Here is a 20949-nt window from a genome sequence, read left to right as displayed (position 1 = left end):
CTGGTCGCGCCATACTTCCGGCATGCGGTTGCGCCCGGGCGGCGCCCGCTTCGATCCCCGCCTGTCCCCGCCCGTTTGCTTCCGACACTGCCATGACTGCTGCTAGCGCCACTCTCGATACCCTGGACACGCCCTGCCTGCTGCTGGACGAAACCCGCATGACCCGCAACATCGAGCGCTTGAATGGCCTCATGGCCGGCCACGGCGTGCAGTTGCGTCCGCACCTGAAGACGCCCAAGTCGATCGAGGTGGCCCGCCGCGTCATGGCCAGCCCGCAAGGCCCGGCCGCCGTGTCGACGCTGCAGGAAGCCGAGCAGTTCGCCGCCGCCGGCGTGACCGACCTGCTCTATGCCGTGGGCGTGGCGCCCGCGAAGCTGGACCGGGTCCTGGCCCTGCGCGGGCGCGGCGTCAACCTGACGGTGGTGGTCGACAGCATCCAGGCTGCGCAAGCCGTTGCCGAGCGCGCCACGCAGGAGGGAACCGCGATCCCCGCCCTGATCGAAATCGATTGCGACGGGCATCGCGCGGGCGTGCAGCCTGGCCACGTCGAGCAGTTGCTGGCCATCGCACGGGTGTTGGACGGCGCAGGCTGCCTGCGCGGCGTCATGACCCACGCCGGCGAGTCCTACGGCTGCCGCAGTGTCGACGCGATCGCCGCCATGGCGGAGCAGGAACGCCTGGCCGCCGTCACCTGCGCCCAAGCGATCCGCGCCGCCGGACTGCCGTGCCCGGTCGTCAGCGTCGGCTCGACGCCCACCGCGCATTTCGCCCGCAACCTGGACGGCGTGACCGAGGTGCGCGCGGGCGTGTACGTATTTTTCGACCTGGTCATGGCCGGGCTGGGCGTGTGCTCGGTGGACGACATCGCCGCGACCGTCCTCACGACGGTCATCGGCCATCAGCCCGACAAGGGCTGGATCCTGGTGGACGCCGGCTGGATGGCCATGTCGCGGGACCGCGGCACCGCCAAGCAACCGGTGGATCAGCTGTACGGCCTGGTGTGCGATGCGGACGGCAAGGTCTATCCCGACCTGCTGCTGGCCGAAACCAACCAGGAGCAGGGCATCATCAAGCTGCGCGCGGGCAGCGGCGCCGCCTTGCCGGACCTGCCGCTGGGCAGCAAACTGCGCATCGTGCCGAACCACGCCTGCGCAACCTGCGCCCAGCACGACGCCTACGAAGTCGTGCGCACCGGCGGCCGCGACGTCGTGGCGCACTGGGAACGCTTTCGCGGCTGGTAAGCCCATCAAGGAATCTCCATGGACACGATATACACCCCCAACGCCACCCCGCCAGCTGGCCACTATTCGCAGGCCGTACGGGCCAACGGCTTCGTCTTTGTCTCCGGGCAACTGGGATTTCAGGCCCCCGCCCAGCCGGGCGAACGCCCGCAACTGGCGCAAGGGGTGGCGGCCCAGACCGAGGCCGCCCTGCGCAGCATGGCGGCCATCCTGCAGGCGGCGGGTTCGTCGATGGCCCACGTGGTCAACGTCACCGTCTACATCCCCGATGTCGGCTTGTGGAATGAGGTGAACAGCGTCTACGAGCGCAGCTTCGGCGATCACCGGCCCGCCCGCGCCATCGTGCCCACCCGTGAATTGCACTACGGTGCCCTGGTGGAAATCAGCGCCATCGCGGTGGCGCCACCCGCTTGAAGGACGGGGACGGATGGGGCGCGCAGCCGCCTATAATGCGGGCGCCTCGATACCCCTGGGGGAGCCCATCCGCATGCACTACGAATATCTGTTCTGGTCCATGGCCGCCATGGTCGCCGTGGCCTTGGTAGGCGGTTCGCTCTGCGGCCGCCTGCGCTCGGTCGGCCGGGCGCTGGCTGGCGTCGCGATCCTCGCCGCGGCAATCTTCGCCGCCGTATTCACGCTGTCGCGCTCGACCGGATTTGGCGACCAGGCCGCGATGCTGTCGATCGCCGCCTTCATGTTCAGCCTGGTCATCGGCAGTGCGGCGGCGCTGCTCACCCGCCGCATCCTGCGCCGCGCCTGATCCGCCAAAAGAGCAGGGCGCCCGCAAGGGGCGCCCCGTGTCGGCCAGCAGGGTCGCGTACCGACGGCCCGTTGCCCTGGGTCCGCGACTCGTGCCGGCTTATTCTTCGGCGTCGTCGAAGTCTTCGTCTTCTTCGTCTTCCTCGTCCTGTTCCAGGGCGTCATAGCCCTTCCAGGTGATGCGCCAGCGCGTATCGCCGGCAGTGGCCGCCGTCTCGCTGACCTGTTTGACCAGCCCGGCATCGGCCAGCAGGTCCAGGTGATGCGCAATCAGTTGCAGGCCCTGTTCCTGCGCGTGGGGTGCCAGAGCGGCGTTCTTGATGTCGTGCGTGCTCAGGTTGGGGCCTGCCGCGTCGCGCAAGGCACCCAGGATGGTGACGACCAGATCGAAATCGCGTTGCATGATGTTGTCCGCCAAGTTGGGAAAAAAGACAGGCCGACAATAGCAGAGTTCCGTGGCGTGCACGCGACAGCTGCGAGCGCGGGTTAAAGTGGCGGGTTACCGACAACCCTTACGGGCAGTACCCATGAAGAAACCCGCAGAGCGCGATTGCCTCGCGCTGATCCCCGGCTACACCGGCCAGGCCGCCAAGCTCTTTCTGACCCGCACCGAAGCAGGCGCCATCGACGGCGTGACCGTGTTCGACCTGCTCGGCCACGTCAAGCTGCAAGGCGACGCCCAGGCTGCGGCCGACTGGATCGCGGACTGGCTGGCGCAAGAGTCCGACAATCGCAAGGCTCGCCGCACCCAGCTGCAGGCCCAGATGTTCCTGTGCAAGCTGGCCGGCGACGAGAAGGCCACGTTCCTGGCCGCCCAGAAGCCGCTGCTCGCCGCGCTGGCCGCCGCGGGGGTGCGCAGCCGCAGCGTGGCGGCCACGTCCGGCGCCGCCCGGCGTTCGCTCGGTCCGATTGTCAGGAAGCCTTAGCATAAGGCTGTTATAGTCGCGCCTGGGCGTGTGTGCACCTGTACGGTGCGTGCCCAGGCGGGCTCGGCCCGCAAGTCTAGGAAGATTGATCATGGAAATACTCAGTCGGCACGTTGCCGACGTGACGGGCGGCGTTGAGCTCCACACAACGCTTGATGGCGAAAGCATTAGCACTTATGTCGTATCCGGCGTAAACGATCTCAATGCCATCGCCGACATCGTGCCCCCCGAAAAAGTCGAAGGCGGAGCGGACATTCACGCTGCCAATGTCGACAATGTTGATAATGCGCAAGACCAAATCGACCAGGTCCTGGAAAATATGAATCCCGGCGACGTGGCGGTTTTCCTATGCTCGGGCCCCGAGGCTTTCGGCGCGGCGCTCGATCTGTTGGGCTTACCTATCGACGAGTAAGCCTCACGGCAAACCAAAAAGTGCCCCACCCAAACGGCGTATGAGTCCGATGCGCGTTTGACGGCATTTATATAAGCCTCGATTGTTTTTTTATGATGTGTGGGTGTTTACACCTATGCAGGGCACCTTTTTGCCTATGGAAACCTGTTAATTTTGTGCGCAGTTTCTCTTTGTTGCATTATTGGCACGTATTTTTTAGGATTATGTTGACTTGTGAGGGGAACATAACGATAGTGTCGGCACACGATCACAAGCGTTGCGATTTTCGTTCAGTGCCGTGCCTTTTCCGGCTCAGCGTTATTGTTCTACTGTCCCCTCCTTGATTGATTCGTGACCTCCGGGCATTTGCCCATTATCTCTAGGAAATACAGTATGGAAACCGGCGTCGTTAAGTGGTTCAATTCGGAAAAAGGCTATGGCTTCATCACCCCGGAAGCGGGTGGTAAGGACCTGTTCGCTCACTTCTCCGAAATTCAGGGCTCGGGCTTCAAGTCTCTGGAAGAGAACCAGCGCGTCAGCTTTGTGACGGCCAATGGCCCCAAGGGCCCGCAAGCCACGAAGATCCAGGTCCTGTAAGGATTCTGGCTTTTCGGAAAAGCCCCTTCGGGGGCTTTTTTGCGTCTGGGGCTCCCGCAAGGGGGCCCTTTTGCATGGCGCCAGGCGTGCCGCGGTATCCTTGCCGCAGCTTTCCGTTTCTTGCCCGGCATCGCGTCGGGCGTACCCGCTACAGGACGAATCCATGACCCAGCCCAGCCACGCCCCGCTTTCCCTGCAACCGCAAGACGTGGTGGCCTTTTGGCGCGATGCGGGGCGCGAGGCGTGGTTCACCAAGGATGCGGCCTTCGACGAGCGTTTCCGGCAGCATTGCGGGGCGGCCCACCTGGCTGCGGCGGCCCGGCAACTCGATGCCTGGCTGGATGATCCCGAAGGCGCGCTTGCACTGATGATCCTGCTGGACCAGTATCCCCGCAATGCCTACCGCGGCACCGCCCACATGTTCGCCACCGACCCTTTGGCGCTGGTGTTTGCCGAGCGCGCCGTTGCGGCGGGGCACGACCTGGCGGTCGACCCGTCGCTGCGCCAGTTCTTCTACCTGCCGTTCGAGCATGCCGAGAGCCTGGTGGCGCAGAATCGCGCGGTGGCCTTGATGGAACCCTTGGGTGCCGATTCGGTGCGCTGGGCGGTTCTTCATCGCGACATCATCAAGCGTTTCGGCCGCTTCCCGCATCGCAACGCCGCCCTGGGCCGCCACACGACCCAGCCTGAACAGGAATTCCTGGACGCCGGCGGCTTCGCCGGGTGAGGCGGGGCGGCGCTCGGGTCAGACCGCCTTTTCCCGCCTGAGTCCAGGCCCGCTGCCGTGACGGTATCTGCTTGTATCGACGCATGGCCAGTTGAAAATTTTGCCCCGCTTTGCGCCAGGGCAAGCCGGGCGCGGGCTGGCGGATGGCCGCATATTTGACGTTTTTCCGGGTTCACCAATACACTGGGTTCAGCGAGATTTTCAAGAGACGCGGTCTGCGTTTAACTTGTCGCCGTCAGTGGTGCTGCGGTTGCTTCCTCTCCCATCCTTGATGATCTGGCGTCCCGCGAGCAATCGCATCTTTTAGGTTCGAGGAAATTCCATGGCAACCGGCATCGTCAAGTGGTTCAACGCCGAAAAGGGTTATGGCTTCATCATGCCCGACGACGGCAGCAAGGATCTGTTCGCTCACTACTCTGAAATCCGCAGCGAAGGCTACAAGTCGCTGCAGGAGAACCAGCGCGTCACGTTCGAGGTCGGTACCGGCCCGAAGGGCCCCAGCGCCAAGAACATCAAGGTCGCAGCCTGAGTTCCGTCCGGTAGCGGTCCAGCAAAACGGTCCGCTCCAATGAAAAGCCCCTGCACGCAATGTGCAGGGGCTTTTTCTTTGCCGTGGCGAGCGGGGCGTCAGTGCTTGGGGTGTGCCGGCGTGGACAGCTTGTCGACCAGCGCAATGCCCAGGGCGGACAGGATGAACAGGGCGTGGATGATGGTCTGCCACATCACGCCCGCCTCGGAAAAGCGCGCATTGGGCGTGCCCAGGGTGCCGGCCTCGATGAAGGTGCGCAGCAGATGGATCGACGAGATGCCGATGATGGCCATGGCCAGCTTGACCTTCAGGACGCTGGCGTTGACGTGGCTGAGCCATTCGGGCTGGTCCGGGTGGCCCTGCAGGCGCAGGCGCGACACGAAGGTCTCGTAGCCGCCGACGATCACCATCACCAGCAGGTTCGAGATCATCACGACGTCGATCAGGCCCAGCACCAGCAGCATGATTTCCATTTCGCCAAAGCTGTTGGCGTGCGTCAGCAGATGCCAGAGTTCCTTCAGGAACAGCATGACGTAGACGCCCTGGGCGACGATCAGGCCCAGGTAGAGCGGCAGTTGCAGCCAGCGCGAACTGAATATCAGGCTGGGCAGCAGGCCAAGGCGGGGAGGGGTGTTCGGGGTCATGAGTGGGTGCGAGCCAAGGTTGGGTGCGAAAAAGTGCGGCGGCAATTCTATCAATGCCGGGCCACGCGGTAATGGGTTTTTGATGACAGATTGGTATCGCGGCGCCGGTATTTACCACGCTAACGAGTCATTTGCATGCCTTTTATGTAAGCGAAGTTCGCATTTGCGAAACTCTGTGGCGAAACGGTTTGCACGGTTTTGCCGTATATAGAATTGCCGCCTCACTCGTACAGAGTCAGTCAAGAGGAGTTTGTTCCATGAAGATCCGCTACACCGTTGCCGCCCTGACCGTTGCGCTTGCCCCTTATTCCGCGTCGCATGCCCTCGACATCGGAGGCCTGGTGGGCGCCGGCAGCAAGGTGGTGCAGGCCGCCACCCTCAGCGATGCCGAAATCAAGACCTTGTCCGACAAGGCGTGCGCGCAAAGCGATTCCCAGGAAAAGATCGCCGCGCCGGGCAGCAAGTACGACGCCCGCCTGCAAAAGATCGCCAAGTCCCTGGGCGCCACGGTGAATGGCCAGAAAGCGAACTACAAGGTCTACATCACCAAGGACGTGAACGCCTGGGCCATGGCCAACGGCTGCATCCGCGTCTACAGCGGCCTGATGGACATGATGACCGACGACGAAGTGCTCGGCGTGGTCGGCCACGAAATCGGCCACGTGGCCCTGGGCCACAGCAAGAAGGCCATGCAGACCGCCTACACCGTGTCGGCTGCGCGTGACGCCGCCGGCGCCGCAGGGGGCGCCACCGTGGCTGCCCTGAATTCGTCCCAGTTGGGCGACCTGACCGAGAAGTTCATCAACGCGCAGTTCTCGCAATCGCAGGAAAGCGCGGCCGACGATTACTCGTTCGACCAACTGCAGGCCAAGAAGCTCAATACGCGTGGCCTGGTGACCGCCTTCCAGAAGCTGGCCGAGCTTGATGGCGGCAAGAGCGATATGATGAGCTCCCATCCGTCTTCGGCAAAGCGCGCTCAGCACATCGAGGATCGCATCGCCAAAGCGAAATAAGGCGCCCCAGCGGGCGTTTGCCTCCCTTCGGGGGTGGAAACGGGGTGCGAGCATCCGGGCTTATCCGGGGGCTCGCACCCCTTTGCGTCAGGGTTCCGGAAGTTTCCGGTAAAATGGCGCGTTTATCCGCCCGTCATCTCTTATTCTCTCGGAAAATAGGTCTTTTAATGCAGCCTGTGGTTGAAACCCTCTCCGGCCTGGAGCGCCGTGTTGATCTGGCCGTCTCGGTGGCCGACGTCGAAAAGGAAGTCCAGGCGCAATTGAAGCGCGTGGCCCGTACCGCCAAGGTGCCCGGCTTCCGTCCCGGCAAGGCGCCGCTCGCCATGCTCGAGCGCAGCCATGGCCCCGGCATCCGCTACGACGTGATCAATAGCCAAGTTGGCCGTGCGTTCGAACAAGCCGTCGACGGCGCCAAGCTGCGCGTCGCCGGTGCCCCGAACCTGGAACCCAAGACCGAAGGCGTCACCGACGACACGCTGGCGTTCACCGCCACGTTCGAGGTCTACCCCGAAGTCGCCGTGCCCGACCTGTCGGCACTGTCCGTGACCCGCTTCGAAACCGCCGTCACCGACGCCGAAGTGCAACAGACCCTGGACGTCCTGCGCAAGCAGCGCGCCACGTTCGAAGCCCGTGAAGGCCGTGCCTCGCAAGACGGCGACCGCGTCACCCTCGACTTCGCCGGCACCATCGACGGCGTGCCGTTCGAAGGCGGCAAGGCCGAAGACTTCCCGTTCGTGCTCGGCCAAGGCCGCATGCTGCCGGAATTCGAAGAAGCCGCCCGCGGCCTGAAGGCTGGCGAAAGCAAGGTTTTCCCGCTGAAGTTCCCTGACGACTACCAAGGCAAGGAAGTCGCCGGCAAGACCGCCGAATTCACCATCACCGTCAAGGAAGTGGCTGAAGGCGTCCTGCCCGAACTGAACGCTGAATTCGCCAAGTCGCTCGGCCAGGCCGAAGGCGACGTCGAAAAGCTCAAGGCCGACATCCGCAGCAACATCGAACGCGAAGTCAAGGTGCGCTCGCAAGGCCGTACCAAGTCCAGCGTGATGGACGCCCTGGTCGAAGCCGGCAAGTTCGACGTGCCGAAGGCCCTGGTCGACAACGACGTGCAAAGCCGCATCGCCGCTGCCCGCGAAGAACTGAAGCAACGCGGCGTGCCGAACGCCGAGTCCGTGCCGATCCCCGCCGAAGCCTTCTCGACCGAATCCGAGCGCCGCGTGCGCCTGGGTCTGCTGGTGTCCGAACTGGTCAAGCAAGCCCAGCTGCAAGCCAAGCCGGAACAGGTTCGTGCCCGCATCGAAGAATTCGCGGAAAACTACGAACAACCCGCCCAGGTTGTCAGCTATTACCTGGCTGACCGTCAACGTCGTGCTGAAATCGAAGCTATCGTGCTCGAAGACAACGTCGTGGCACACGTTCTGGACAAGGCCAAGGTCACCGAAGAAAAGGTGCCTTTCGATCAGTTGATGGGGATGGCGTAACACTATGCAGAGATTCACCGATTTCTATGCGGCAATGAATGGCGGGTCTTCGGTGACCCCCACCGGCCTGGGCTACATTCCCATGGTGATCGAGCAGTCGGGGCGCGGCGAGCGCGCCTACGACATCTATTCGCGTCTGCTCCGCGAGCGGCTCATTTTCCTGGTGGGCCCGGTCAACGACGCAACGGCCAACCTGGTCGTTGCACAGTTGCTGTTCCTGGAATCGGAGAATCCTGACAAGGACATTTCCCTGTACATCAACTCGCCTGGCGGGTCGGTGTACGCGGGCATGGCCATCTACGACACCATGCAGTTCATCAAGCCGGACGTGTCGACCCTGTGCACCGGCCTGGCGGCCAGCATGGGCGCCTTCCTGCTGGCGGCTGGCAAGAAGGGCAAGCGTTTCACCTTGCCCAACTCGCGCATCATGATCCACCAGCCCTCGGGCGGCGCCCAGGGGCAGGCCTCCGACATCCAGATCCAGGCTCGCGAGATCCTGGACCTGCGCGAGCGTCTCAATCGCATCCTGGCCGACAACACCGGCCAGTCGATCGAGCGCATCGGCCTGGACACGGAACGTGACAACTTCATGTCCGCCGAAGATGCGGTATCGTATGGACTGGTGGACAAGGTGATGACCTCCCGTTCGGAAGGCTGACTTCCCGGTTGAGTCCGACCCGCTGCTGCCACGTTTGAGTAAGCGCAGGCGCCGGGCCGTTTACCCGGTCCGGCGCTTCTTTACCTGAGATACGACTACATATGCCTGAAAAAAAGGGATCGGCAGACGCAAAAGTGCTGCATTGCTCGTTTTGCAATAAAAGCCAGCACGAAGTCCGCAAGCTGATCGCGGGTCCGTCGGTATTCATCTGCGATGAATGCATAGACCTGTGCAACGACATCATCCGCGAGGAAGCGCAGGCTACCGCGCGCGCGGCGATTCGTTCCGAACTGCCCACTCCGGCTGAGATCAAGACGTTCCTCGACCAGTACGTCATTGGGCAAACCTCGCCCAAGCGCATGCTGGCGGTGGCCGTCTACAACCATTACAAGCGCATTCGCCACGGCGAAATCAAGGGCGACGAAGTCGAGTTGTCCAAGAGCAACATCATGCTGATCGGCCCCACCGGGTCGGGCAAGACGTTGCTGGCGCAGACGCTGGCGCGCATGCTGAACGTGCCGTTCGTCATGGCCGACGCCACCACGCTGACCGAAGCCGGTTACGTGGGCGAAGACGTCGAAAACATCATTCAGAAGTTGCTGCAGAACTGCAACTACGAAGTCGAGAAGGCGCAGCGCGCCATCATCTACATCGACGAAATCGACAAGATTTCCCGCAAGTCCGACAACCCGTCCATCACCCGCGACGTGTCGGGCGAGGGCGTGCAACAGGCCTTGCTCAAGCTCATCGAAGGCACGGTGGCCTCCGTGCCGCCGCAGGGCGGGCGCAAGCACCCCAACCAGGACTTCGTCCAGGTTGATACGACCAACATCCTGTTCATCGTCGGCGGCGCCTTCGACGGGCTCGAAAAAGTCATCCGCGACCGCACCGAAAAGTCGGGCATCGGCTTCTCGGCCTCCGTGCGCGCCAAGTCCGAACGCGGCGTGGGCGAGCTGTTCTCGGAAGTCGAACCCGAAGACCTGATCAAGTTCGGCCTCATTCCCGAGCTGGTCGGCCGCCTGCCGGTGGTCGCCACGCTGGACGAACTCGACGAAGCGGCCCTGGTCCAGATCCTGACCGAGCCCAAGAACGCCTTGCTCAAGCAGTTCCAGAAGCTGTTCGCCATGGAAGGCGCCGAGCTGGACGTGCGCCCGGCAGCCTTGAAGGCGATCGCCCGCAAGGCGCTCAAGCGCAAGACCGGCGCCCGCGGCCTGCGCTCCATCATCGAGCAGGCGCTGCTCGACACCATGTATGACCTGCCGTCGCAAGGCAACGTCAAGCGCGTGGTGCTGGACGAAGGCGCGATCGAAGGCGAGGGCAAGCCCTTGCTGATCTACGCGGACGAAGAAAGCGCCGCCGAAAAGCCCGAGCGCGGAGAAGTCCGCGACGCCGCGGCCTGACGGTTATTTCAGAAAAACCCGTTCTCGTAACGGGTTTTTTTACCTCGGGGCCTGACCTTGAACGGATGGTCCCGGGGCGTGTCCAAGAAAACAAGGGAAACCGGCCGCTGTTTTTTTTGCCGTTTTGTTTATCCGGCAGCCGGGATCTTGAATTTTCGGCTATTGTTCCCATAACAGACGTAACTGACGAAGATGCCTGGGTATACCCGGGCATCCTGTCCCCGATACGCCGAGTCATACCGAGGAACCTCCTATGTCTGCCAGCCAGACCCTGCCTTCCGACCCGATCGACCTTCCCCTGCTGCCGCTGCGCGATGTCGTGGTGTTTCCGCACATGGTCATCCCGCTGTTCGTCGGCCGTCCGCGCTCGATCCGCGCGCTCGAGGTTGCGATGGAAGCGGGCAAGAGCATCATGCTGGTGGCCCAAAAGTCCGCCGGCAAGGATGATCCCACCCCCGAAGACGTCTACGAGATCGGCTGCGTCGCCGGCATCCTGCAGATGCTCAAGCTGCCCGACGGCACCGTCAAGGTGCTGGTCGAGGGTACCCAGCGTGCCCGCATCAACAGCATCGAAGACGCCGATTCGCACTTTACGTGCCAGGTCACGCCGATCGAGCCGGATGCCGTCCAGGGCTCCGAAACCGAAGCCCTGCGCCGCGCGATCGTTGCCCAGTTCGAGCAATACGTCAAACTGAACAAGAAGATCCCTCCGGAGATCCTGACCTCGCTCGCCGGCATCGATGACGCCGGTCGCCTGGCCGATACGATCGCCGCGCATCTTCCGCTGAAACTCGAGCAGAAGCAGAAGATGCTCGAGATCGTCGGCACCTCCGAACGCCTTGAAGGCTTGCTCACGCAGCTGGAAACCGAAATCGACATTCTCCAGGTCGAGAAGCGGATTCGCGGCCGCGTGAAGAAGCAGATGGAAAAGAGCCAGCGCGACTACTACCTGAATGAGCAGGTCAAGGCCATTCAGAAAGAGTTGGGCGAGGGCGAAGAAGGCGCGGACATCGAAGAGCTCGAAAAGAAGATCATCGCTGCCCACATGCCCAAAGAGGCACGTAAAAAGGCCGATGCCGAGCTCAAGAAGCTCAAGCTCATGTCGCCCATGTCGGCCGAAGCCACCGTGGTGCGCAACTACATCGATACGCTCATCAACCTCCCCTGGAGAAAGAAGAGCAAGATCAACAATTCCATCGCCAACGCCGAGACCGTACTGGACAACGACCACTACGGCCTGGAAAAGGTGAAGGAACGCATCCTTGAATACCTTGCCGTGCAACAGCGCGTGGACAAGGTCAAGGCGCCTATCCTGTGCCTGGTCGGCCCTCCGGGCGTCGGCAAGACCTCGCTTGGCCAGTCCATCGCCAAGGCCACGAACCGCAAGTTCGTGCGCATGGCCCTGGGTGGCGTGCGCGACGAAGCCGAGATCCGCGGCCATCGTCGGACCTACATCGGTTCGATGCCGGGCAAGATCGTCCAGAACATGTCGAAGGTCGGCGTGCGCAATCCCTTGTTCCTGCTCGACGAAATCGACAAGCTGGGCATGGATTTCCGTGGCGATCCCTCGTCGGCGCTGCTCGAAGTGCTGGATCCTGAACAGAACCACACGTTCCAGGACCACTACATCGAGGTTGACTTCGATCTGTCCGACGTCATGTTCGTGGCGACCAGCAACACGCTGAACATTCCGCCGGCGCTGCTGGACCGCATGGAAGTGATCCGCCTGTCGGGTTACACCGAGGAAGAAAAGATCCACATCGCCCGCGACCATCTGCTGCCCAAGCTGATGAAGAACAACGGCGTGAAGGATACCGAGCTTACCGTCGACGACAGCGCCTTGCGCGACATCGTGCGCTACTACACCCGCGAAGCCGGTGTGCGTGCGCTCGAGCGCGAAGTGGGCAAGATCTGCCGCAAAGTCATCAAGCAATTGCTGACCCAGACCGATCGTGCCAAGGCCGAAGGCAAGACCCTCGAGGTCAAGCCGGTCAATGTCACGGGCGACAACCTGAGCGACTACCTCGGCGTGCGCCGCTACACCTTCGGCATGGCCGAAAAGGAAAACCAGATCGGTCAAGTGACCGGCCTGGCCTGGACGGAAGTCGGTGGCGACCTGCTCACGATCGAAGTGGCGGACATGCCCGGCAAGGGCGTGATCCAACGCACCGGTTCGCTGGGCGACGTGATGAAGGAATCGGTCGAAGCGGCTCGTACGGTGGTGCGCTCACGCGCCCGTCGCTTGGGCTTTGCAGACAGCGTGTTCGAGAAGCATGACATGCACGTGCACGTGCCGGAAGGCGCGACGCCCAAGGACGGTCCGTCTGCGGGTATTGCGATCACCACGGCCATGGTGTCGGCGCTGTCGCGCATCCCGGTGCGCGCCGATGTCGCCATGACGGGCGAAATCACGTTGCGTGGCGAAGTCCTGCCGATCGGCGGCTTGAAGGAAAAGCTGTTGGCCGCTCACCGCGGTGGCATCAAGACGGTCTTGATCCCGGAAGAAAACGTCAAGGATTTGGCGGAGATCCCGGACAACGTCAAGAACCATCTCGAGATCGTGCCGGTGCGCTGGATCGACAAGGTGCTGGAACTGGCCCTGGAACGCCTGCCCGAGCCGCTGGCCGAAGACGAGGCGGTGAAGGAACCGCTGGTGGCCAAGCCGGCCGAGCCTGGCTCGACGGACCCGGTGCTCAAGCACTGATGCTGGCCCGAGAGGCGCTGCTTGCGGCGCCTTCAACAAGAAACCCCGCCTTGGCGGGGTTTCTTTTTTAGGCTTGGCTGCACTGCGGCGTGTCTCGGCGACGCTGGCCGGGCGGGAGCCGTATAGAGAACCTGGAACGGCCTGCGAGGCCAGCCAAGCGCGGTTCAGTGGTGCATCAATGCAGTGCGTGGGTGCGGATCAGGCCGACCGCGATGCCTTCGAGCGCGAATTCCTGGTCGGCTTCGACCACGATGGTGTCGAAGTCGGGGTTTTCGGGCAGCAGTTCGATACGGCCGTGCTGGCGCTGCAGGCGCTTGACGGTGACGTCGTCGCCCAGGCGGGCCACCACGATCTGGCCGTTGCGGGCTTCGGAGGCCTTCTTGACGGCGAGCAGGTCGCCTTCGAGGATGCCGGCATCGCGCATGCTCATGCCGCGCACCTTGAGCAGGTAGTCGGGTGCCTGGGCGAACAGGCTGGAGTCGACGCCGATTTCGCGTTCGACGTGTTCGGCGGCCAGGATGGGGCTGCCGGCGGCCACCCGGCCTACCAACGGCAGCAGCAGCTGCGCCAGGCCTGGCAGGGGCAGGGCGGCTTGCGTCGGGGCGGCCGAGGCGTCTTTCAGGCGGATGCCGCGCGAGGCGCCGGCCGTGAGCTCAATGGCGCCTTTGCGGGCCAGGGCCTTGAGATGGTCTTCGGCCGCGTTGGGCGAGCGAAATCCCAGGGCCAAGGCAATTTCGGCGCGGGTGGGCGGAAAGCCCGTGCGCGCGACGGTTTGCCGGATGAGGTCCAGGATTTGCTGTTGACGATCAGTGAGTTTGCTGGCCATGGCGATGATCCGTTTGGGGTCGGACTGTACATATATACAGCAGCATTCTGGGGGACATAACGCAAAAAAGCAAGCGGGTGTCGAGCGCCAGGGCAAGAGACCCATAAATCGCGGGCAATGAAAACGGGACCCGAAGGTCCCGTCTGGCTGGTGCCGGCAGTGCGAGGCGCTTTACAGCACCGCGGCGATGCCCTTGGCGACCTGGTCGATGTTGCCGCTGTTCAGGGCGGCAACGCAGATGCGGCCGCTGGAGACGGCATAGACGCCATGCTCTTCGCGCAGGCGGTCGACCTGGGCCGAGGTCAGGCCCGAGTACGAGAACATGCCGCGTTGCTGCAGCACGAAGCTGAAGTCCTGCTTGCCGCCGTGTTCCTTGATTTTCTCGACCAGTTGCTTGCGCATCAGGCGGATACGGTCGCGCATGGCGCCGAGTTCCTGTTCCCACATGGCGAACAGTTCAGGCGTGTTCAGCACCGTCGAGACGATCGTGCCGCCGTGGGTGGGCGGGTTGGAATAGTTGGTGCGGATGACGCGCTTGAGCTGGCTCAGGACGCGGGTGGCCTGGTCTTTGCTGCCGGCCACGACGGTCAGGGCGCCGACGCGCTCGCCGTACAGCGAGAACGACTTCGAGAACGACGAGCTGATGAACATGGTCATGTTCAGGTCGGCGAACAGGCGCACGACGGCGGCATCTTCCTTGAGGCCTTCGCCGAAACCCTGGTAGGCGATGTCCAGGAACGGGACCAGGTTGTTTTCCTTCACGACGGCGGCGATCTGCTGCCATTGTTCGAAGGTGGGGTCCACGCCCGTGGGGTTGTGGCAGCAAGCGTGCAGCACGACGACGGTCTGGGCCGGCGCGGCCTTCAGGGCGGCCAGCATGCCATCGAAATTCAGGCCACGGGTGGCGGCATCGTAGTAGGCGTAGGTGCCGACTTCGAAGCCGGCGCGTTCGAACAGCGCGCGGTGGTTTTCCCAGCTGGGGTCGCTGATCAGGACCTTGGCGGTCGGCAGCAGCTGGCGCAGGAAGTCGGCGCCGATCTTGAGGGCGCCGGTGCCGCCCAGGGCCTGGGTGGTGAGGACGCGGCCTTCGGTCACCAGGGGGGAATCCTTGCCGATCAGCAGGGCTTGCGCGCCCTGGTTGTAGCCGGCGATGCCCTCGATCGGCAGATAGCCGCGGGCAGCAGCGGCTTCGATGCGGGCGATTTCGGCCTTGCGCACCGCGCCCAGCAGGGGAATCCGGCCCTGGTCGTCGTAGTACACGCCAACGCCCAGGTTGACTTTACCGGGGCGGGTATCCGCGTTGTATTGTTCGTTCAGACCAAGAATGGGGTCGCGCGGCGCGAGTTCGACGGAATCGAAAAGGGTGCTCATGGGACTCTGCTGAGGGTGAGTGGACGCAGTGGGAAGTGCTGTGGATAATGGGGGGTTTACCCTGGGAACAGTCTAGCATGCCTAAGAGCGCAATAGACCCAAGTACGGCGGGTGCCGCAGCCGCGGGTTCGACCACCGATCCGGCCGGCGCAGCCCCCGTTGCGGCGGCGCCCGGTGCTGGCCCGGCGGGTGCCGGATTCGTGGATTTCCCGGATAGCCCGTTTCATCTGTACCAGCCTTACCCGCCGGCCGGCGACCAGCCTGCGGCCATCGAGGGCCTGGTCCAGGGGGTGCAGGACGGCCTGATGTTCCAGACCCTGCTGGGTGTGACCGGGTCGGGCAAGACCTACACCATGGCCAACGTCATCGCCCAGCTCGGGCGGCCGGCCCTGGTTCTGGCCCCGAACAAGACCCTGGCGGCGCAGTTGTACGCCGAAATGCGCGAGTTCTTCCCCAAGAATGCGATCGAGTATTTCGTTTCGTATTACGACTACTACCAACCCGAAGCCTACGTACCCACGCGCGACCTGTTCATTGAAAAGGACTCGTCCATCAACGAGCACATCGAGCAGATGCGCCTGTCGGCGACCAAGAGCCTTCTCGAACGTCGCGACACGATCATCGTCGGCACGGTGTCGTGCATCTACGGTATCGGCAACCCGGGCGACTATCACGCGATGGTGCTGATCCTGCGCGCGGGCGACCAGATCTCGCGGCGCGAGATCCTGGCGCGGCTGGTTGCCATGCAGTACACCCGCAACGACGCGGAATTCACCCGCGGCGTGTTCCGGGTGCGCGGCGAAACCATCGACATCTTCCCGGCCGAAAGCGCCGAACTGGCGCTGCGGCTGACCTTGTTCGATGACGAAATCGAAAGCCTGGAGCTGTTCGATCCGCTGACCGGCCGTATCCGCCAGAAGCTGCCGCGCTTTACCGTCTACCCTGGCTCGCACTATGTGACCCCGCGCGATACTGTCATGCGTGCCATCGAGACCATCAAGGAAGAACTGCGCGACCGGGTCAAGCGCTTTGTCGATGACGGCCATCTGGTCGAGGCCCAGCGTCTGGAGCAGCGCACCCGTTTCGACCTGGAAATGCTGCAGGAGCTGGGGTTCTGCAAAGGCATCGAAAACTACTCGCGGCATCTGTCAGGCGCGGCGCCGGGCGATCCGCCGCCCACGCTGATCGACTACCTGCCGTCCGATGCCCTGATGTTCATCGACGAAAGCCACGTCACCATCGGCCAGCTCAGCGCCATGTACCGCGGCGACCGTTCGCGCAAGGAAACGCTGGTGCAGTACGGCTTCCGGTTGCCGTCGGCGCTGGATAACCGGCCGCTCAAACTCGAGGAATTCGAGGCGCGGATGCGCCAATGCGTGTTCGTCTCGGCCACGCCCGCCGCCTACGAGAAAGAGCACACCGACAATGTGATCGAGCAGGTGGTGCGGCCCACCGGTCTGGTCGACCCGATCGTCGAGGTGCTGCCTGCCCGCACGCAGGTGGACGACTTGCTGGGCCAGATCAAGGTGCGCGTGGGGCAGGGCGAGCGGGTGCTGGTCACCACGCTGACCAAGCGCATGGCCGAGGACCTGACCGACTTCCTGTCCGAACACGGGGTACGGGTGCGCTACCTGCACTCGGACATCGACACGGTCGAGCGCGTCGAAATCATCCGCGACCTGCGCCTGGGCACGTTCGACGTGCTGGTGGGGATCAACCTGTTGCGCGAAGGCCTGGATATTCCGGAAGTGTCGCTGGTGGCCATCCTGGACGCCGACAAGGAAGGGTTCCTGCGGTCCGAGCGCAGCCTGATCCAGACCATCGGTCGGGCTGCGCGCAACCTGAACGGCCACGCCATCCTGTATGCCGACCGCATCACGGATTCGATGCAGCGTGCCATGGAAGAGACCAGCCGTCGCCGCGCCAAGCAGTTGCAGTTCAACACCGACAACGGCATTACCGCGCGCGGCGTGCACAAGGCGGTCCGCGAGCTGATCGATGGCATTGTGGCGCCGGTGCAGCACGACGCCCTGGAAGCGGCGGTGCCGGCGGAGTTCCTGAAGGACGAAAAGGCGCTGGCGCGGGAAATCAAGCGGCTGGAAAAGCTGATGATGGACCACGCCCGCAACCTGGAGTTCGAGCAGGCCGCCGCTGCCCGGGATGCGCTGAACGCGCTGAAGCAGCGCGTGCTGCTGGATGGCGCGGTGTGATATCGCGTGGGTATCTAAATGTGTCTGCGCGCTGACAGGCTGCTGAATAGCAGCTGACAGCGCGCTGTTGCAATCGCGTGCTCAATAATTGGACAATCGATTCACGCAAAGCATCTTGCGAAGCCTTAAATATAGTCCGTAACTATATGATTTATAGTTGATATTTAAGGGGACGCATTTGCTCGGCATCTTGGCCGGCGCTACAAAAAAAGCTTGCCTTATCTCGGGTTTTCCCGCACACTTACTCCCATGATGACCAAGGTACTTTTCGTTTGCATGGGCAATATCTGTCGCTCGCCGAGCGCAGAGGGCGTGTTTCGCCATTTGGTGAACGACGCGGGTTTGGGCGATGTGGTTCGCATCGACTCCGCGGGCACGCACGCGTTTCATATCGGCGAGGCGCCTGATGCCCGGGCGCAGGCTGCGGCACGTAAGCGCGGCTACGAGATCACGCACTGCGAGGCGCGTCAGGTCACCGCGGAAGATTTCCGCGACTTCGATCTCATCCTCGCGATGGATTGGGACAACCTGTCCGCCATGCAGCAGCAGTGCCCCAAGGCCTACCAGCACAAGCTGATGCTGCTGATGCGCTTTGCCAACGAGTTCGAAGAAGCCACCGTGCCCGACCCGTACTACGGCGGCGCCGACGGTTTCGGCAAAGTGCTCGACTACCTCGAAGACGCCTGTCAGGGCGTGCTCGAGCTGGTCCGCAAGCGCGCTACCCAGTACCAGGCGGCCTGATCCCCTGGTGCGCCAGGCCGCCCACGGGCGGCCTCGGGCAATTTGGTAGTGAAAAAAACCGCGCAGCTGCGCGGTTTTTTCTAGCCGGGAGCCATACCAAATTAGTCGGGAATTTGCTATACTTGAGCCAATTACTCGGGTATTGACCGCCGGATTCGCCGACGGCCATTGCCGAATCACAGGGAACCCACCATGCGGCTAACTACCAAAGGGCGTTTCGCCGTGACTGCCATGATCGATCTGGCTATGCGGCAGCATAGCGGCCCGGTCACTCTTGCGGCCATCAGCCAGCGTCAGAACATTTCGCTTTCGTACCTGGAACAGCTGTTCGGGAAACTGCGTCGCCACGAACTCGTGGACAGCGTGCGCGGCCCGGGCGGCGGCTACTCGCTTGCCCGCCTGGCGCGCAACGTGACGGTGGCCGACATCATCTTTGCCGTCGACGAGCCGCTGGACGCGACCAGCTGCGGCGGCAAGCGGGACTGTACGAGCGGCAACGACGGCAAGCCCGGCAAGTGCATGACGCACGAGCTCTGGGCGACGTTGAATCGCAAGATGGTGGATTACCTGGATTCGGTGTCCCTGCAAGATCTGGTTGATCAGCAGCGCGTGCGCCAACTGCAGGAAGCCAACAATCAAGCGCAGGCCTGCGCGGTGCGTGTGAATCGGGTGGGGGGCGCCAATGCCGCCGCCAATGCCCCGACCACGACCGTCGCGGCCAACGCCACCGTATAAGCAGCATCAGGAGTTGTAGAAATGACCACCCGCCCGATCTATCTGGACTATTCGGCCACGACCCCCGTCGACCCGCGCGTCGTCGACAAGATGGTGCCCTGGCTGTACGAGAACTTTGGCAACCCCGCTTCGCGCAGCCATGCCTTTGGCTGGGAATCCGAGGACGCGGTCGAACGCGCCCGCGAAGAAGTCGCCAAGCTGGTGAATGCCGACCCGCGTGAAATCGTCTGGACCTCCGGCGCCACGGAATCGGACAACCTGGCCATCAAGGGTGCCGCCAACTTCTATTCCGAACGCGGCAAGCACATCATCACCGTCAAGACCGAGCACAAGGCTGTGCTGGACACCTGTCGCGAACTCGAGCGCCAGGGCTTTGAAGTGACCTACCTGGACGTCAAGGACAATGGCCTGATCGACCTGGACGTCTTCAAGGCGGCGCTGCGTCCCGACACCGTGCTGGTGTCGGTGATGATGGTGAACAACGAAATCGGCGTCATCCAGGATATCGAAACCCTGGGCGAGATCTGCCGCGAGAAGGGCATCATCTTTCATGTGGACGCCGCGCAGGCGACCGGCAAGGTCGAGATCGACCTGCAGAAGCTGAAGGTCGACCTGATGTCGTTCTCGGCCCACAAGACCTACGGCCCCAAGGGCATCGGCGCCCTGTACGTGCGCCGCAAGCCGCGTGTGCGCATCGAAGCGCAGATGCACGGCGGTGGCCACGAGCGGGGTTTCCGTTCGGGCACGCTGGCTACGCACCAGATCGTCGGCATGGGCGAAGCCTTCCGCCTGGCGCGCGAAGAAATGGGTACCGAGAACGAGCGCATCCGCATGCTGCGTGATCGCCTGTGGGCCGGCCTGTCGCAGATCGAAGAGGTCTACCTGAACGGCGACATGGATCAGCGCGTGCCGCACAACCTGAACGTCAGCTTCAACTATGTCGAAGGCGAGTCCCTGATCATGGCGATCAAGGAACTGGCCGTGTCCAGCGGTTCGGCCTGCACCTCTGCCAGCCTGGAACCGTCGTATGTGTTGCGCGCCCTGGGCCGCAACGACGAACTGGCACACAGCTCGATCCGTTTCACCCTGGGCCGCTTCACGACCGAAAAGGAAGTGGACTACGCCATCGAATTGCTCAAGAGCCGGGTCGGCAAGCTGCGCGACATGTCGCCGCTGTGGGAAATGGCCAAGGAAGGCATCGACCTGAATACCGTGCAGTGGGCCGCGCACTGAGCGCCCGCGCCAACGAAATACGTGGAGAACTGATATGTCTTACAGCACCAAAGTCCTGGATCACTACGAAAACCCGCGCAACGTCGGTTCGTTCGACAAGTCGGACGACTCGGTGGGCACCGGCATGGTCGGCGCGCCCGCCTGTGGCGACGTCATGAAGCTGCAGATCAAGGTCAACGAATCCGGCGTCATCGAAGATGCGCGCTTCAAGACCTATGGCTGTGGTTCGGCCATTGCCTCGAGCTCGCTCGTGACCGAATGGGTCAAGGGCAAGACGCTGGACGAAGCGATGAACATCCGCAACACGCAGATCGCCGAAGAACTGGCCCTGCCGCCCGTGAAGGTGCACTGCTCGATCCTGGCCGAAGACGCGATCAAGGCCGCCGTGCAGAACTACAAGGAAAAGCATTCGGTTGCGGCCGAAGCTGTGGCGAACTGACATGTCCGTTACCCTGACCCAACAGGCTGCCACCCACATCGGCCGCTACTTGCAAAAGCGCGGAAAGGGTATTGGCTTGCGGCTCGGCGTTAGGACGACGGGCTGCTCCGGCATGGCCTACAAGCTGGAGTACGTGGACGACGTGGCCCCCGAAGACCAGGTCTTCGAGAGCTTCGGCGTGAAGGTGTTCGTCGATCCCAAGAGCCTGGCCTACCTGGACGGCACCGAGCTGGACTACGCCCGCGAAGGCCTGAACGAAGGCTTCAAGTTCCGCAACCCCAACGAGAAGGCGACCTGCGGCTGCGGCGAGTCGTTCACGGTGTAAGT

At 63.0% G+C, this 20949-nt stretch carries 23 protein-coding genes; 19 read left to right on the top strand and 4 right to left on the bottom strand.

What is annotated here, in order from left to right:
• Window positions 1-92: 92 nt before the first annotated feature.
• From ACUDP5_RS18190 to ACUDP5_RS18180, 3 genes are all read left to right on the top strand, one after another.
• The gene (locus tag ACUDP5_RS18190; RefSeq protein ID WP_445656793.1) at window positions 93-1241 is read left to right on the top strand and encodes a DSD1 family PLP-dependent enzyme; all 1149 of its coding nucleotides are present in this window, start codon (window positions 93-95) and stop codon (window positions 1239-1241) included.
• A gap of 18 nt (window positions 1242-1259) precedes the next feature.
• Complete coding sequence (locus ACUDP5_RS18185) at window positions 1260-1655, top strand: RidA family protein (RefSeq protein WP_263910875.1); 396 nt, start codon at window positions 1260-1262, stop codon at window positions 1653-1655.
• Between the two features lie 73 nt (window positions 1656-1728).
• A complete protein-coding gene (locus ACUDP5_RS18180; protein ID WP_263910873.1) occupies window positions 1729-2001 on the top strand; it encodes a hypothetical protein in 273 nt (90 codons plus the stop codon).
• Window positions 2002-2100: 99 nt separating this feature from the next.
• Here the strand turns inward: ACUDP5_RS18180 and ACUDP5_RS18175 are convergent, their stop codons facing one another.
• Entirely contained in the window at window positions 2101-2403 is a 303-nt protein-coding gene (locus tag ACUDP5_RS18175) for a DUF2513 domain-containing protein (RefSeq protein WP_263910871.1), read from the bottom strand.
• 124 nt (window positions 2404-2527) lie between these two features.
• On the opposite strand from ACUDP5_RS18175, the gene ACUDP5_RS18170 reads away from it, so the two are divergent.
• The 5 genes from ACUDP5_RS18170 to ACUDP5_RS18150 all read left to right on the top strand — a co-directional run bounded on the left by ACUDP5_RS18170 (window position 2528) and on the right by ACUDP5_RS18150 (window position 5170).
• Window positions 2528-2926: a hypothetical protein gene (locus tag ACUDP5_RS18170; protein ID WP_263910870.1), complete on the top strand. Its 399-nt coding sequence runs from the start codon at window positions 2528-2530 to the stop codon at window positions 2924-2926.
• A gap of 91 nt (window positions 2927-3017) precedes the next feature.
• Window positions 3018-3338 carry a hypothetical protein gene (locus ACUDP5_RS18165; protein ID WP_263910868.1) on the top strand — a complete coding sequence of 107 codons (321 nt, stop codon included), beginning with the start codon at window positions 3018-3020 and terminating at the stop codon, window positions 3336-3338.
• A gap of 372 nt (window positions 3339-3710) precedes the next feature.
• Complete coding sequence (locus ACUDP5_RS18160; protein ID WP_006220190.1) at window positions 3711-3914, top strand: cold-shock protein; 204 nt, start codon at window positions 3711-3713, stop codon at window positions 3912-3914.
• 163 nt (window positions 3915-4077) lie between these two features.
• The gene (locus ACUDP5_RS18155; RefSeq protein ID WP_445656792.1) at window positions 4078-4641 is read left to right on the top strand and encodes a DUF924 family protein; all 564 of its coding nucleotides are present in this window, start codon (window positions 4078-4080) and stop codon (window positions 4639-4641) included.
• 322 nt (window positions 4642-4963) lie between these two features.
• On the top strand, window positions 4964-5170 hold the full coding sequence (locus tag ACUDP5_RS18150; RefSeq protein ID WP_006225311.1) for a cold-shock protein: 207 nt from the start codon (window positions 4964-4966) through the stop codon (window positions 5168-5170).
• Between the two features lie 98 nt (window positions 5171-5268).
• Here ACUDP5_RS18150 and ACUDP5_RS18145 read toward each other — a convergent pair whose 3' ends face one another.
• A complete protein-coding gene (locus ACUDP5_RS18145) occupies window positions 5269-5814 on the bottom strand; it encodes a TIGR00645 family protein (RefSeq protein ID WP_263910865.1) in 546 nt (181 codons plus the stop codon).
• A gap of 257 nt (window positions 5815-6071) precedes the next feature.
• On the opposite strand from ACUDP5_RS18145, the gene ACUDP5_RS18140 reads away from it, so the two are divergent.
• The 5 genes from ACUDP5_RS18140 (at window position 6072) to lon (ending at window position 13067) form a co-directional block, all read left to right on the top strand.
• On the top strand, window positions 6072-6827 hold the full coding sequence (locus tag ACUDP5_RS18140; RefSeq protein ID WP_263910864.1) for a M48 family metalloprotease: 756 nt from the start codon (window positions 6072-6074) through the stop codon (window positions 6825-6827).
• Window positions 6828-6994: 167 nt separating this feature from the next.
• The gene (gene tig / locus ACUDP5_RS18135; protein WP_445656791.1) at window positions 6995-8305 is read left to right on the top strand and encodes a trigger factor; all 1311 of its coding nucleotides are present in this window, start codon (window positions 6995-6997) and stop codon (window positions 8303-8305) included.
• A gap of 4 nt (window positions 8306-8309) precedes the next feature.
• Window positions 8310-8963: an ATP-dependent Clp endopeptidase proteolytic subunit ClpP gene (clpP, locus tag ACUDP5_RS18130; protein WP_183004996.1), complete on the top strand. Its 654-nt coding sequence runs from the start codon at window positions 8310-8312 to the stop codon at window positions 8961-8963.
• 101 nt (window positions 8964-9064) lie between these two features.
• A complete protein-coding gene (gene clpX / locus ACUDP5_RS18125; protein ID WP_025135990.1) occupies window positions 9065-10363 on the top strand; it encodes an ATP-dependent Clp protease ATP-binding subunit ClpX in 1299 nt (432 codons plus the stop codon).
• Between the two features lie 253 nt (window positions 10364-10616).
• Complete coding sequence (gene lon, locus ACUDP5_RS18120; RefSeq protein ID WP_199163989.1) at window positions 10617-13067, top strand: endopeptidase La; 2451 nt, start codon at window positions 10617-10619, stop codon at window positions 13065-13067.
• Between the two features lie 175 nt (window positions 13068-13242).
• Here the strand turns inward: lon and lexA are convergent, their stop codons facing one another.
• A complete protein-coding gene (gene lexA / locus ACUDP5_RS18115; RefSeq protein ID WP_263910860.1) occupies window positions 13243-13893 on the bottom strand; it encodes a transcriptional repressor LexA in 651 nt (216 codons plus the stop codon).
• A 171-nt stretch (window positions 13894-14064) separates the two neighbouring features.
• A complete protein-coding gene (locus tag ACUDP5_RS18110; protein ID WP_263910859.1) occupies window positions 14065-15264 on the bottom strand; it encodes an aspartate/tyrosine/aromatic aminotransferase in 1200 nt (399 codons plus the stop codon).
• A 200-nt stretch (window positions 15265-15464) separates the two neighbouring features.
• On the opposite strand from ACUDP5_RS18110, the gene uvrB reads away from it, so the two are divergent.
• The 6 genes from uvrB (at window position 15465) to iscA (ending at window position 20947) form a co-directional block, all read left to right on the top strand.
• Window positions 15465-17474: an excinuclease ABC subunit UvrB gene (uvrB, locus tag ACUDP5_RS18105; protein WP_445656790.1), complete on the top strand. Its 2010-nt coding sequence runs from the start codon at window positions 15465-15467 to the stop codon at window positions 17472-17474.
• Window positions 17475-17723: 249 nt separating this feature from the next.
• On the top strand, window positions 17724-18215 hold the full coding sequence (locus tag ACUDP5_RS18100; RefSeq protein WP_006386176.1) for a low molecular weight protein-tyrosine-phosphatase: 492 nt from the start codon (window positions 17724-17726) through the stop codon (window positions 18213-18215).
• A 192-nt stretch (window positions 18216-18407) separates the two neighbouring features.
• The gene (gene iscR / locus ACUDP5_RS18095; RefSeq protein ID WP_175192048.1) at window positions 18408-18950 is read left to right on the top strand and encodes a Fe-S cluster assembly transcriptional regulator IscR; all 543 of its coding nucleotides are present in this window, start codon (window positions 18408-18410) and stop codon (window positions 18948-18950) included.
• A gap of 21 nt (window positions 18951-18971) precedes the next feature.
• Window positions 18972-20183 (top strand): IscS subfamily cysteine desulfurase, encoded by a 1212-nt coding sequence (locus ACUDP5_RS18090; RefSeq protein WP_263910856.1) that lies wholly within the window; start codon window positions 18972-18974, stop codon window positions 20181-20183.
• 34 nt (window positions 20184-20217) lie between these two features.
• Complete coding sequence (gene iscU, locus ACUDP5_RS18085) at window positions 20218-20622, top strand: Fe-S cluster assembly scaffold IscU (RefSeq protein ID WP_263910854.1); 405 nt, start codon at window positions 20218-20220, stop codon at window positions 20620-20622.
• 1 nt (window position 20623) lies between these two features.
• Window positions 20624-20947 carry an iron-sulfur cluster assembly protein IscA gene (iscA, locus tag ACUDP5_RS18080; protein WP_006395864.1) on the top strand — a complete coding sequence of 108 codons (324 nt, stop codon included), beginning with the start codon at window positions 20624-20626 and terminating at the stop codon, window positions 20945-20947.
• Window positions 20948-20949: the final 2 nt, after the last annotated feature.

Source organism: Achromobacter sp. NCFB-sbj8-Ac1-l (genome assembly GCF_052695805.1).
The sequence above is the reverse complement of the archived record's forward strand: the minus strand, read 5'-3'. Positions and strand labels throughout refer to the sequence as shown.